Genomic DNA, 12,925 nt, shown 5'->3' on the forward strand with positions numbered 1-12,925 from the left:
ATTGGCGGCATAGCAACACCGGGCAATAGCTTATTCAACCCGCAAATCTGTCCGAGCGAATGGGGCCAGCTTTATGCTCCCAACCGATCGGTCCTTCGATCAGTCGCAGAAGGTCTCGTGCAGGAACGTCCACAGTAATGTTCCCGTCGGTTCTCCTTGGAAGGTCACGCTTGACCAGCGCTCAGTCCGAGTTTCCCCTTGAGTCTGGATTTCTCGGTACGTGGCCAGGACGCCGCCGGGGAAGACATGGCGGAGCATGACGTTCTCAATTGTCATAACCAGTCCAGGTCGAGAACCGCGCAGGGTTGGGAGCGCCTTAGCAAACGCCTCAAGAGGCAGGACACGACCGGCTGCGCCAATCATGGTATAATTTTTGGCAAAATGCTTGAGAACAGAACCCGTGTCGTCAGTGCCTTCACCACGAAACCAAGCCTGAAGGACAACATGCAGAGCGATGACTTCATTCTCGACGGTCTTGAGCAATGTATCAGTATCAGCCATGATAAAAGAATTCCTGAGGTCAGGGGTTCATAAGGACGGAAACAGCTGGATAAGCGTTAGCCCAGCCGGATGTCAGCGGTGCAACGAAGACATTCTCGGTTCGCGTACGGGCCACTTTCCATACGCCGTCAACCTTGCGGAACAGATTGTTGAGACGGCTCGAACGCAAAAGCGCTGTTCCATCATCGAAAATCCAGGGCTGACAGTGAATCCACTGGCCGTCGGCCTCATTACCATGGACATGAATCTGCTCGGACGTCAGGTAATGCGCGTTGAGCAGTAGGCCGGGTTTGCGGGCGGGACTCCAGAACTTTTCGAAATGGGTGCGAATTGCGTCTTTGCCCACTGCACGTCCGAACTGATTGTCGTAATAGGCACCGACACCCTCCCAGATCGCGTCTTCACAATATAAATCCATAATTCGGGCGATACGTTCGACATCGTCGATCTGGCCGACCTCCGGGCAAGGGGTGTCGCACAGGAACATGTATCGGGCCTGAAGTCGGCGGATATCCGCTTCGGCAGACAGTTCCTCCAGCTTCGCTTCCAGAATGCTCAAGCGTTTCTCGATGCTCACGGCGAGGTTTCCTTACGATTTCAGAAGGGATGGCAGGGGGCGAGTGGGCAGCAGGGCTTCCGCCCAGAGTGCGTGTTCAAACAGTGTCTCGTCTGCCCCATGTGGACCGAGGCACTGGATGCCGACCGGCATGTTCAGTGGACCAACGAGACCGGGTAGCGTCACGGTAGGAAGGTAGAGCAGGGTCCACAGGCGGCTGAAGATCGGACTGCCTGTACCCTGGGTGCGTAACGGAGCTTCACCGGGCGCCGCAGGCGCCACCAGCATGTCGTACCGGGTGAAAAGGGCTGCGGCGCGTGTCCGCAGTCTCGCGGCTTCGTTCTGTGCGTGTTCGTACGTGGCGCGGGTGATGGCGCGTCCGGCTTCGATGAGGCCGACGATCTGCGGGCTGCATGTCTCGCGGCGCGCCTGATATTCCCAGGCCAGGGCTTGGGCGGCCTCGAAGCTCATGATCGTGATGTGCAGATCGGCTGCGGCGGCGAACTCGTCCATCTCCACCATTTCGACCGTCGTATGGGCGCCGAAGATACGTTCGGCCTCGGCCAGCGCCATGCGTGTGCCGTCTTCCGCCTCGTGCCACCAGGGGGTGCGGCAGATGCCGATGCGGGCGGGGGCGCGCGGGACGATGGTCGACGCGGCGGGGACCGGGCCGGCCAGCACGGCATCCGCCGCGATGGCCGTTGCGACGTCCGGCGTGATGGTTCCGAGCGCATCGAAGGACGGGCCGAGCGCCTTGACCCCGGAGAGCGCATAGCGTCCGTACGTGGGCTTGAAGCCGACGACGCCGCAATAGGACGCCGGGCGGGTAAGAGAGGCGGCCGTCTGAGAGGCGATGCCGATATCGACCATGCCCATGGCCACGGCGGCGGCGGACCCGCTGGACGAGCCGCCCGGCGTGCGCGCCGGATCGAACGGATTGGTCGTTGGGCCGGGTCGGAAGAAGGCGAATTCGGTGGTGACGGTCTTGCCTGCCATGGTGGCGCCGGCCGCGCGCAGCAACGCGACGCAGGCCGCGTCGCCTGTCGCGCGGTGGCCGGCATAGATGTCCGACCCGTAGCCTGTCGGATAATGCGCGGTGTCGATGATATCCTTGACGCCGACCAGACGGCCGGAGAGAGGGCCGGGAGGGGCTGTGCGCAGATCCGCCTCTATGCGTGCGGGATCGCAGGCTGTGAAGGCCCGGATCTCTGGCTCGAAGCGAGCGATGTGCGCGAGACGGGCGGTGGGGTCGATGGTCTGGCCTGTCATGACATTCCTGTCCCTGCATGGCGTTCCGTATGTGCGGGGAGATCGAAGGCGCCCCGGAAATAAAGCAGCGGGCCGGCCGCTGGGTCGGAATCGACCGTGACGCTGAGTGGTCGGGCGAGAAAGATCTCGTGTGTGCCGCCGCGCAGCGTTTCGACCACTTCGGCGGCGATGTGGACCAGGGCGCCCTCGACCAGCACCGTACCATCGGCTTCGCGGCGTGTGGCGACTGTGCCCTGTTTGCGGTCCGCCGGCATGGCGAAATAACGGGCGATCGGCTCCTGTTCGCGGGACAGAACGCTGAGGCCGAAGCGTCGGGTGTGTTCGATGGCCCGGCAGGTGGCGCTGCCGCGTTTGAGGCAGATGAGCAGGGTCAGCGGATCAAGCGATACCGAACTGAGGGCGCTGATGGTCGCGCCCTGGTCGCCGTGATCGTCCTGGGCGGTTACGACTGCCACACCGGTGGCAAAATGCGCCATCGCCTGTCGGAACTGATCGGACGTGATGGAAGCGGACGTCATGTGAATTGTCCTTCCGTCAGGCCGCGTTGTCGCCGGGCCAGAGCGGTCCGCGGTCGCGGCGCATCTTGCGCACGGCGGCATCGAACATCAGATCGGCCGCCGAGGAGTGGGTGATCAGGCCGGCGGCGTCGCGGGCGCAGCCGAGGCGGATCTCGTCGGACAGTTTGACGTCGGTGCCGGGAATCATGCCGGTATGGCACTGGATTTCGGCGGCGCGCTGGCAGATCCAGAGCAGGAAGAAGGTGCGCGCGACGTCGGCCTCGCCGACCGCGAGGCCGTGATTGCGCAGGACCAGCACATGCTTGTCGCCCAGGCTTTCCAGCATGCGCGGACGTTCTTCGTCATAGAGCGTGATGCCTTCGAAGGCGTGATAGCCGACGCGGCCGAATAACTGCGCGCCGTAGAAATTATCGTGGCTGAAGCCCGTCTCCTTCATCGCCACGGCGGTGACGGCGCTGGTGTGGGTGTGGATGACGCAATGGATATCGTCACGGGCGGTGTGGATCGCGCCGTGCAGGGCGAAGCCGGCCGGATTGGGCTTGTCGTCCGACTGGGTGACCAGTTCGCCGCTGGCATTGACCACCAGCAGGTTTTCCGGTGTTACCTCCTCGTAATGGAGGCCGAACGGATTGACGAGGTATCGCGTCGGCTCGCCGGGCAGGCGCAGCGAGATGTGGTTGAAGATCATCTCGGTCCAGCCGAGATGGCTGACGAGGTGGTAGCACTCCGCCAGACGAACCCGAAGGGTCCATTCGTCCTGCAACGCATCGCTGGTCATGATGTCTGTTCCTTTAGGGGCAGGGAATGACGTTGAAAGGCCACGAGGCCCAGTAGCGTGTCGGTGACGGGCGTCGGCACGCCCAGCGCGCGCGCGAGCGCGACGAGTGCGTCGCCGATGGCCACGGTTTCGAGGAAGCGGCCGGCACGGAAATCCTGCAGCATGGAGGTCTGGTGGGGGCCGGCGGCCGCCATCATGGCGCAGATCGCCTCGGCCGGTTTGAGGGTGGGAATGCCGCAGGCCATGCCGACGGCCATGGCTTCGTCCAGCGTTGCGTGGACGATCGCGCGTGTGGCCCGGTCGGTCGCCATGGTGCCGAGCGTGGCGCCCGTGATGACCGAGAGCGGGTTCGATGCGACGTTGCTGACCAGTTTGGTCCAGACTTCGGCGTGGATGCCGCCGGTGACGGAGGCGTCGATCCCGCAGGTGTTGAGCAGGGCCGCCAGAATGTTCAGGCGGCTATCCCGACCGGACATGTCGGGGGCGACAAGGCCCAGCACCAGGCGCATCGGCCGCAGGGAATGAATCTGTCCGCGTGCCTCGCTGGAGGAAAAGGCGTAGGCGACGCCGCCCGCGATCTGCTGTGTCGGCAGGTGGGAGGCCAGTTGGCCTGTCGGATCCAGCAGGGGGGGAAGTGCGCGAAAAGCGGGCGAAGTGTCGTCCGTCGCCATCCACCAGGGCACGCCGTTGATGATGGGGACGATCAATGTGTCACGGCCGATGGCCGGCAGGACCGCCGGCAGCAGGCTGGACAGTTGATGTGACTTGACGGTGAGGAACAGGACGTCGACCGGGCCTGCGGCGCGCTCGGCGACGGTGGGGTGGCATGTGAAGACCGCACCGGATTCGGTCAGGGTCAGGCCCTGGGTGCGCAGGCGGGACAGGGTTTCGCCGCGTGCGATCAGCGAAACCGATGCGCCGCCTCGTGCCAGGCAGGCCGCCAGAGTGCCGCCGAGCGCGCCGACGCCGGCGACGCAGAGACGCAGCCCTGTCACAGATCGACCACCAGCAGGGGGCTGAGCGCGCGCGAGCAGCAGAGCGCGATTTGGTCGGTGCGCTCGTCTTCGGTCAGATATTCGTCGCGGTGGTCGGGTTCGCCTTCCAGCACCGTGGCGACGCATGTGCCGCAGATGCCCTGTTCGCAATTGACCCGCACCTTGACGCCGGCGCGGGCGAGGGCGGCCGTGATCGGTTCGTCGGCGGCGACGGTGACGCGCACCCCCGATTTGGCGGCCAGGACCTCGAAACTGCCGCCGTTTTCGACGGGCAGGGCGGAGAAAGCCTCGCGATGAATCTGCTCGGGCGTCAGGCCCAGCGCCAGCGCGGCCTCGGCCACCGCGTCCATCAGCCCGACCGGGCCGCAACTATAGACGCAGAGTTCCGAGGCGCCGCCATTGCGGGCGATGGCGGCAGCGATCGCGGCGTGGGGATCGAAGCGCGGTGTGTCCGGCTGGCTGCGATCGTGGATCTGGACCTGTGCGGCAAAACCTTCGCGTGCCAGCAGGGGGGTGAAGACGGGGTCGCGGGTCACATAATGCAGGGTGAATCGCTGGTTTGCGTGGGTCAGCGTGTGGGCCATCGCGATGAGGGGGGTGACACCGATGCCGCCGCCGACCAGGAGCGCCTCGCCACGAAGGCCCGTGTCGAGTGGGAAGAGATTGCGCGGCGCGCCGATGGCCAGCGTGGCGCCGGGCCGCACGCGATCATGCACGGCGCGCGATCCGCCGCGCCCCTGTGGTTCGAGCAGGACGCCGAGCCGGTAACGCGCGCGGTCCGCCGGATCACCGCAGAGCGAATATTGCCGCACCAGATCGTCGTCCAGGAACAGGTCGATATGCGCCCCGGCCTGCCACGGCGGCAGGGTGCCGGCCTGGGGCAGCAGATCGAAGATCAGCACGTCGCCCCGTTGTTCGACGGTGTCGATGACGGTTTCGATCCGTGCGCGGCTGGTGGTCATCCGTCTGCTCTCCTCCGGCTCTATCGCAGATAGAGGCCGCAATTGATGTCGATGGTGGCGCCGGTGATGGAGCCGGCGTCGGCGCGCGCCAGTTCGACGACCATGCGCGCGATGGTGGCCGGGTCGCCCAGATGGCCGGTCGGCAGGCCGGATGCGATGCGCGCGGCGGCGTCGGCGCCGATGGTCTCGGCCACCGAGGGCAGGTCCAGCGGGCCGGGCGCGATCGCGTTCACCGTGATGCCGTGGGGGGCCAGGTCGCGCGCGAAGACCTTGGTCAGCGTATGGACCGCGCCCTTGGAGGCCGCGTAATGCGCCCCGGTCGCGGTACCGCCGTTCTGACCCGCCAGCGAGCCGATATTGACGATGCGGCCGGCCTGGTCGCGGGCGCGGAGGCGGCGGGCGAAACGCTGCGTGCAGAGGAAATTGCCGCGTAGATTGACCGCCATCACCGCGTCGAAGGTGTCGATGTCGATATCGAGCACCTTCTGAGCCTTCATGATCGCCGCGTTGTTGACCAGCAGCCAGGGGAGGCCGTGCGTGGCCTCGATCGTGTCGAGCGCGGTTTCGATCGCGGCCTCGGACGCAACGTCCAGCGCGACCGCATGGCCGCCCAGGCGGGTGGCGGTGGCCTGGGCAAGCGACAGGTCGCGGTCGCCCAGCACGACCTGGTAGCCCGCCGCCGCCAGGGCTTCGGCGATCGCGGCGCCCAGGCCGCGCGCGCCGCCCGTGACGAGGGCCACGGGAGCTTTTGCGGTGGTGCTCACAGGATGTAGCTCACCGCTGTGAGGGCTTCCGTGGCGATCAGCAGCCGGATCACCTTCAGGTCGATCTTCAGCCCGTCCGGAGTGCGGACCAGGCGATAGGTGATGTTGGCGGCGTAATCGCGTTCGCGGTGCTGGCGCAGTTCCTTGAGATACTGGGCGCAGCGCAGGGTGCAGGCGTCGCCGTCGTCGGCCAGCATGCGATAGCGCGACAGCAGGCGCACGGTCTGCGCAGGCGGCGCGGCCGAGATCGAACGGCCGCCCAGCAGGCGCTCGACGCGCTTGGCGCGCATCTCTGCGTCGTCATAAGCGTAGTTCAGGACGTTTTCGAAATCCTCTGCGTCCGGATCGGTGGGGATCACGTATCTGCCGCCGGGCGTGTAGAGGCCGAGCCATTCGTGGAAATGCCCGTGATCGAGCAGGTCGGCTTCCAGCGTGATCAGGGCCACGGCTTCGTCGAGGGTGATGCTCATGCCACGGTCTCCTCTGCCGGTTCGCCGGTCATCGCGACCAGCCACTGGCGATAGGCGGCCCGCATGCCGGTCTCGGCGCTGACATCGCTGTAAAGATTGCCGTCGGCGCGTTTTTCCTCATGCGCCAGGCCGCGATTGAGCAGAATGGGAATGTCGCGGCCGGCCAGCGCGCCGCGATGCACACGGTCCCAGGCTTCGGCGTCATCGGGGGTGCCGAAGCCCATCGGACCCTGGAAATGCTCGTGCAGGCGCAGGCGGGCCTGGTTGGCGATGTCGGGGCCGCCATCCATGCCGATGGCGATATGACGGATTTCGGTCTGCGCCACGCCCAGCGGGCGCAGGACGCGGAAGAACGCCATCGAACAGGCCAGGTTGGGGAACAGGTTGAGGTTGAAGCCCGACCCGCCGACGGCACGGATGATCTGGCGCACCTTCTCCGGCGGATAGGTCTCGGCGAGCTGGTCCGCCAGTTCGAGGAAGCGTTCGGGGATCGGTGCGTCGAGATTCTCGTCCAGATCGACCAGTTCGGGAATCATGACCATGACCGAATGGCCGTTGCCCAGATCCTCGACGAAGCCGTCGCCTTCGACGAAATTGAAGGTGTCCTGCGTTTCCTGGTCCACGGAATCGAGGAAGGATTTGTGAACGATCGGGAAATGATAGGCGTCGGTCGTGTTTTCGAGCTGGATCTTCCAGTTGCCGGGGAAGGTGAATTTGTGTTCGCCCATCGTTTTGACCGGCCAGCCTGCGCCCTGCTTCATGAAGAGGTCGATCCAGGGCTTCGCGGCGCCCAGCCAGCTATCCAGATCGGGAATGGCGTGGTCGAAGGTCGCGAAGATCAGGCCATGATATTCTTCGACCCGCAGATTGACCAGCGGCAGCGAAGCCTTGTCCAGATCCTGTCCATAGCCGTTCTGGTGCGGCACCCCGCGCAGCGCGCCGTCCAGCCCGTAGGCCCAGCCGTGATAGGGGCACACGAAGCTGGCCGTGTTGCCCTTGTGCTGCTCGCAGACCGTTGCCGCGCGGTGGCGGCAGCGATTGAGCATGACATGGACTGCGCCCTTGCGGTCGCGCGACACGATGACCGGATGGGGGCCGACGAACGTGGTGATGAAATCGCCGGGCTCGGGGATTTCGCTGCGATGCGCGACCCAGATCCAGTTGTGCATGAAGATGCGGTCCATCTCCAGATCGAACAGGGCGGGATCGTTGTAGATTGATCCGTCGGCCCTGTCTGTCTCCAGAAAGCGGCGAGGATCGGGCTGATCGCTCATGGTTTGACTCCCTTGCATAATGAAAAAATCGCAGGAATATCGATCGGTTTACGGATAGCCGGGGCGACCGCCACGGCCGAGGATCAGTCGGCCCGCGACTTCGTAATTGCTGCGCGCCATGAAGGCGTGCTGCGCCACCACCGCGCAATCCTGCATGCAGCGCGCCAGGATATGGTCGGCGTCCACCGCTGCGATGCCGCCCAACTCGAAACAGCGGCGTGCGACCTCGTAGGACGTCTGTGCAGCGTGGATGCACGCCAGGCGTATCCGTGCGGCGCAGGCTTCGTCAGGCGTTCCGTTTTCGGCCGCGGCCATGGCCTGGCGCGTGACGTCGTAGAAGAAACAGCGCGCCGCGGAGAGCATCGCCTCGGCCTCCGCGATGCTGAACTGGACATAGGGACGGTCGGCCATCACCGGGGCGCCGGTGATGGATTTGCGTCCCTGAGCCATGGCGGAGATCTCGTTCAGTGCCCGGCGGGCGCAGCCCAGCCCGACGACCGTCAGTACCTGAGCCGCCAGGGCCAGAGAGGGGTAGCGATAGATTGGGCCCTCCAGATTGGATGGGCCGCCACGGATGAACGTCCAGTCCATCGGGACACGGATGGCCTCGGCCACGATATCGTGGCTGCCGGTGCCGGCCATGCCCATCGTGTTCCAGGTTTCGTCGATGCGTGCCTGCTCCGCCGGGAAGACGGCGGTACGGGGCAGACCGTCGCCGGCCGGCCCGTTAGGCAGGGATACGCCCACGCCCAGCAGGTCCGCACCGGTGCAGCCGCTGGCATAAGGCCAACGGCCCGACACGACCAGATCGCCATCCGCGATACCGGCCGGGCAGGGAGGGAATATCGCGCCGGCGAAGACGACGTCGGGACCTTTCCGATAGATCGCCTCCAGCGTCTGGACCGGCAGGGCCGCGAGATAGAGGGCCGATACGCCGAAACTGGCGACCCAACCGGCCGAACCGTCGGCGTCGGCGATCGTCTCGATGGTTTCGAGGAAACGATCGGGGGTGATCTCCAGGCCGCCGAACCGTCGGGCGACGAAGGCGCGATAGATGCCGATGGCCCTGAAGCCCGCTACGATATCGTCATCCAGCCGGCGCGCCTTGCGGAAGGAGAGTGCCCGGTCGCCGATCTGCTTCAGAAGGGCATCGAATTCCGGCCCATTCGCAAACTGCGATTGCGCCTGCTCGACAGAAGTTAACATCCTCCACCCTTTCCTTCGCTTCCGACCGTTCGAAACGGTTTGGATACGTTAGCATAGTTACGTGAAGTTTCCACTAAAAAGTGCGCATGACGATCATGGGCATCATGCGGGCCGGGGGCGCGGCCATTCTGCGCGACCATGCGGGCGACAGCGGACTCCATGGCTATCTCATTTTGATAGTGAAATAGTAGAATCATGTGGTGCCTTCATATCATTCGATGTGGCGGACTCGAGATGCTGCAGGATGTGCGGTGTGCGCTTTCATGAAGATGGCGCGCGAAGCCGGCATGACGCTGGGGCTGCTTTCAGCCTGTCCTGGTTTCAGCCCGTCGGAGCAAGGCGTCTTTTCATGATCGCGGTGCCGCCCGAAGGAAAAAGTGCCTTTTTGTATGAATATTCCACCGATTGGTCAATGATGAATGATCTTTGATCGAAACGTATTATCGCGGCCATCCGGCTGGATCGATGTGGAGATGGTCCCGCCCTCTTGCACGCAGGTCGGCGATATCGGGGGTTCCGAGCAGAATCATGCCGGTCTGGATTCCTGTGTGGAACAGGGTGAGGATATCGCCGACGCCCCTCATGCCGCCGGTTGCCAGGCCGTAGGCCCACGGGCGCCCGATCAGCACGCCCTGTGCGCCCAGGGCCAGTGCCTTGACGACATCCGTGCCGTCGCGGAACCCGCCATCGACGCAGATATCCAGCCCGCTGCCGGCGGCGTCGCGGCAGGCGGCGAGCGTTTCGACGGGTGAGACGGCACCATCGAGTTGCCGGCCGCCGTGATTGGACAGGATGACGCCGTCCAGTCCCGCCGACGCCGCGCGGGCGGTATCGTCCGGGCGGAGAATCCCCTTGAGAATCAGGCGGCCTTTCCAGAGGTCGCGCAGGGCGGCGATGTCGTCCCAGCCGATGGCGGGGTCGATGGCGCGGCCGATCGCGGCCGCCTGCGCGAACAGGGTCTGGCCCATTCCGTAGGGTTCCAGATTGCGGATGATCCGGTCGGGGCGGCGCAGCGTGCCATGCAGCCAGCGGGGCCGAAGCAGGCACTGGCCCGCGAGACGGCCAGACAGTCGCGTGGCACTGCGAAACCCGTTGCGGGCATCGCGCAGGCGAAGGGGGGTGACGGGCGTATCGACCGTGACCACCAGCGTGCGGACCCCGGCGGCCCACGCCCGGCCCACCATGTCGCGGGTCATCGCGCGGTCGCGGAAGATATAGAGTTGGAACATCAGCCCCGCCGGATCGACGGCGGCCGCGATGTCCTCGATCGATGCGAGGGCGAAGTGCGAGACGCACATCGAGATGCCGGCACGCGCGGCGGCCATGGCGGCCGCGATTTCGCCGCCCGGTGCGAGCATCCCGGCCATGCCGACGGGGGCCAGGGCCACGGGAAAGCGATGGGCGATGCCGAATAGCGTGGTGCCGGTATCGGCCGTGCCCGCGCCGGACAGGACGGAGGGCAGGAACCCGATCCCCGCAAGGGCCGACAGGTTGCGGTCCAGGGAATGTTCCGCGCCGGCACCGCCATCGATATAGTCGAAAAGCCACCGGGGCACCCGGCGGCGGGCTTCGTGCCTGGCATCCTCGACTGAAATGACCATCGGCGGCCTCGCATCGTGCTGTCGGCCGCGAGGGCGGCCGGCAGGTCGATGCTATGTCGTTATAGTTTCCATTTCCAGTTATTTTTCATATTAATCCGGCGATGCGGCGCGCGGTCCGGGTCAGGATATCCGGTCAGTAGATATTGTCGTAGATCTTCTGGATCATCTGCATCAGATGCTCCATTTCGTTGTCTGGAATATCGTGGAACGCGCGCTGGAAGATCAGCCCGGCCTTCGCGCGGACCAGGTCGAGCGCCGCCCGGCCCTTCTCGGTCAGCCGCACTTCGGTGACGCGGCCGTCCTGCGCGGAGACCGAGGTTTTGGTCAGGCCCTCGCCCTCCATGCGATAGATCAGCTTCGTCATGGTCGAGACGCGCGTGACCGCCAGGTCGGCGATGGTGCTGATCGCCGCCGTCTCGTGTTCGTAGAGGATGTTGATCACGCGCCACCGGGGAACGTCCATGCCGATCGGCTTCAGGTGGGCGTCCATGCGCAGGTGGTACAGGCCGACGAGGCGGGAGAGATGGAAGAACGGCGAGGTCTGGGGGGAAAAGGACGGGTCCGTCGGGTCGGCCCGTTTCCAGATTTTGCCACGCTTCAAGACAGATTCCCCCAGGTACCGCGATTGATCGGCCTCGTAGGTATCTTATTCCCGGGGCTGAGGAAAGGCGAGCCGCCTCGCCGGCCTTGCCAGCAGGGCGAGGAGGGAGAGGCCGGCCAGGGCCGCCATGTAGCCGCAGACCGCCCCATTCCCCCACCGGCTGTGGACCAGCAGCGTGGCGACCACGGGCGAGATGCCGCCGGCCAGCAGCGCCCCAGCCTCATGCGCCACGGCGACGCCCAGATAGCGATGGGCGGGCGGGAACAGGGCGGAGAGCAGGGCTGGCTCGACCGCGATCATGGGGGCGTGACACAAACCCATGCCGACGATGAAAGCCAGGATGACCCCGCTCTGGCTGCCTGACGCGACCAGTGCCAGAAAAGGGCCGCAGAACAGCGCCATGCCGGCGGCGCCCAGGGCATAGATCGTCCGCGCGCCCAGATGCTCGGCCAGCCAGCCGAAGGCGGGCATCGCCAGACCGTCCGCCACCATGCCCAGCGTGCCGGCGAGCAGCATCCAGCGATCCGGCACATGGTGCATGTGCCCGTAAGCCATGCCGAAGACCAACATCATGTAGATGCTTCCGTTCTCGGCCAGCCGAAGCATCGTGCCCGTCAGCAGGGGCAGCCCCATCCCTTGCAGCCCCATCCCTTGTGACGCAGCGCGCGGACGCGCGGAGCGGACGATGGGAGTGTCCCGGTGGGGCGTGGCGCGAAGCCAGAGGCCCAGCAGGAGGAAGGGAAGCGCCGCCAGAAAGGGGATGCGCCAGCCCCATGACAGGAAAGCGGCTTCGGGCAGTTGGCGGGCAGCCCAGAGAGCCGCGCCCCCCAGGACCATGCCGGCGGCGACGCCGGACTGGGTCAGGGCGAACGCGATCCCGCGATGGCGGGGGGCGGGGCTGTCGGCGCCGAGCAGGAGCACGGCGCCCGCCCATTCGCCGCCGGCGGCGAAACCCTGGGCCAGTCGCAGCACCAGCAGCAGAAGCGGGGCCAGCACCCCGATCGTCGCCTGGCCCGGCAGCAGGCCGATGGCTGCCGTGGCGATGCCGATGATCGTAAGGGTGTAGCGCAGGGCGCGCGCGTGGCCCAGCCTGTCGCCCAGCAGTCCGAACAGGATGCCGCCGGCGGGGCGGACCAGAAAGCCCGCACCGAAGACCAGCATGGGCTCGATCTGTGCCAGCAACCCGTCATCGTGCCGGGCGAAGAACAGGCGCTGGAAGACCAGCGGTGTAGCGGCCGTGTAGAGCGCGAAATCATACCATTCGACGATATTGCCGATCGTGGCCGCGGCGACGGTGCGGAGGCGGATCGTCGTGACATGCCCGGTCGGGCGGGCATGGGAGGGGGTACATTCTTCCTGCGTGGATGGCTGGGTCATGAATGCCGGTTTCCGGGAGGGGCGGTCCCTGATTAAAGATTCTTTATCGTTAT

The 12,925-nt window shown here is 65.6% G+C and carries 15 protein-coding genes; 1 reads left to right on the top strand and 14 read right to left on the bottom strand.

Annotated features, from left to right (window positions below; translation table 11 throughout):
• Positions 1-99 precede the first annotated feature (99 nt).
• Genes ABF821_RS10045 through ABF821_RS10095 form a run of 11 tightly spaced genes read right to left on the bottom strand, consistent with a single transcriptional unit; the run spans position 100 to position 9,293 of the window.
• Entirely contained in the window at positions 100-501 is a 402-nt protein-coding gene (locus ABF821_RS10045) for a hypothetical protein (protein WP_415529918.1), read from the bottom strand.
• Between the two features lie 19 nt (positions 502-520).
• Positions 521-1,078, bottom strand: coding sequence for a nuclear transport factor 2 family protein (locus ABF821_RS10050; RefSeq protein ID WP_415529919.1), 558 nt, complete (start codon positions 1,076-1,078; stop codon positions 521-523).
• A 12-nt stretch (positions 1,079-1,090) separates the two neighbouring features.
• Complete coding sequence (locus tag ABF821_RS10055; RefSeq protein ID WP_415529920.1) at positions 1,091-2,326, bottom strand: amidase; 1,236 nt, start codon at positions 2,324-2,326, stop codon at positions 1,091-1,093.
• Complete coding sequence (locus ABF821_RS10060; protein WP_259654847.1) at positions 2,323-2,844, bottom strand: flavin reductase family protein; 522 nt, start codon at positions 2,842-2,844, stop codon at positions 2,323-2,325. Before ABF821_RS10060 ends, ABF821_RS10055 begins: the two co-directional genes overlap by 4 nt.
• A 16-nt stretch (positions 2,845-2,860) precedes the next feature.
• Entirely contained in the window at positions 2,861-3,622 is a 762-nt protein-coding gene (locus ABF821_RS10065) for a class II aldolase/adducin family protein (RefSeq protein WP_415529921.1), read from the bottom strand.
• Positions 3,619-4,617 carry a ketopantoate reductase family protein gene (locus ABF821_RS10070; RefSeq protein WP_415529922.1) on the bottom strand — a complete coding sequence of 333 codons (999 nt, stop codon included), beginning with the start codon at positions 4,615-4,617 and terminating at the stop codon, positions 3,619-3,621. Before ABF821_RS10070 ends, ABF821_RS10065 begins: the two co-directional genes overlap by 4 nt.
• The gene (locus tag ABF821_RS10075) at positions 4,614-5,579 is read right to left on the bottom strand and encodes a PDR/VanB family oxidoreductase (RefSeq protein WP_415529923.1); all 966 of its coding nucleotides are present in this window, start codon (positions 5,577-5,579) and stop codon (positions 4,614-4,616) included. Before ABF821_RS10075 ends, ABF821_RS10070 begins: the two co-directional genes overlap by 4 nt.
• 20 nt (positions 5,580-5,599) lie before the next feature.
• Positions 5,600-6,343: an SDR family NAD(P)-dependent oxidoreductase gene (locus ABF821_RS10080; protein ID WP_182975666.1), complete on the bottom strand. Its 744-nt coding sequence runs from the start codon at positions 6,341-6,343 to the stop codon at positions 5,600-5,602.
• Positions 6,340-6,813 carry an aromatic-ring-hydroxylating dioxygenase subunit beta gene (locus ABF821_RS10085; RefSeq protein ID WP_415529924.1) on the bottom strand — a complete coding sequence of 158 codons (474 nt, stop codon included), beginning with the start codon at positions 6,811-6,813 and terminating at the stop codon, positions 6,340-6,342. Before ABF821_RS10085 ends, ABF821_RS10080 begins: the two co-directional genes overlap by 4 nt.
• Positions 6,810-8,087: an aromatic ring-hydroxylating oxygenase subunit alpha gene (locus tag ABF821_RS10090; RefSeq protein WP_415529925.1), complete on the bottom strand. Its 1,278-nt coding sequence runs from the start codon at positions 8,085-8,087 to the stop codon at positions 6,810-6,812. Before ABF821_RS10090 ends, ABF821_RS10085 begins: the two co-directional genes overlap by 4 nt.
• Positions 8,088-8,135: 48 nt before the next feature.
• On the bottom strand, positions 8,136-9,293 hold the full coding sequence (locus ABF821_RS10095; RefSeq protein ID WP_415529926.1) for an acyl-CoA dehydrogenase family protein: 1,158 nt from the start codon (positions 9,291-9,293) through the stop codon (positions 8,136-8,138).
• Positions 9,294-9,546: 253 nt separating this feature from the next.
• On the opposite strand from ABF821_RS10095, the gene ABF821_RS10100 reads away from it, so the two are divergent.
• Positions 9,547-9,723: a hypothetical protein gene (locus ABF821_RS10100; RefSeq protein ID WP_415529927.1), complete on the top strand. Its 177-nt coding sequence runs from the start codon at positions 9,547-9,549 to the stop codon at positions 9,721-9,723.
• 10 nt (positions 9,724-9,733) lie between these two features.
• Here ABF821_RS10100 and ABF821_RS10105 read toward each other — a convergent pair whose 3' ends face one another.
• The 3 genes from ABF821_RS10105 to ABF821_RS10115 form a co-directional block, all read right to left on the bottom strand.
• Positions 9,734-10,894 carry an alpha-hydroxy acid oxidase gene (locus ABF821_RS10105; protein ID WP_415529928.1) on the bottom strand — a complete coding sequence of 387 codons (1,161 nt, stop codon included), beginning with the start codon at positions 10,892-10,894 and terminating at the stop codon, positions 9,734-9,736.
• Between the two features lie 133 nt (positions 10,895-11,027).
• A complete protein-coding gene (locus ABF821_RS10110; protein ID WP_246402860.1) occupies positions 11,028-11,495 on the bottom strand; it encodes a MarR family winged helix-turn-helix transcriptional regulator in 468 nt (155 codons plus the stop codon).
• A gap of 45 nt (positions 11,496-11,540) precedes the next feature.
• Positions 11,541-12,872, bottom strand: a complete 1,332-nt coding sequence (locus tag ABF821_RS10115; RefSeq protein ID WP_415529929.1) for an MFS transporter — start codon at positions 12,870-12,872, stop codon at positions 11,541-11,543.
• Between the last annotated feature and the right edge of the window lie 53 nt (positions 12,873-12,925).

This window comes from Gluconacetobacter sp. (genome assembly GCF_047721585.1).
GTDB lineage: Bacteria > Pseudomonadota > Alphaproteobacteria > Acetobacterales > Acetobacteraceae > Gluconacetobacter > Gluconacetobacter dulcium.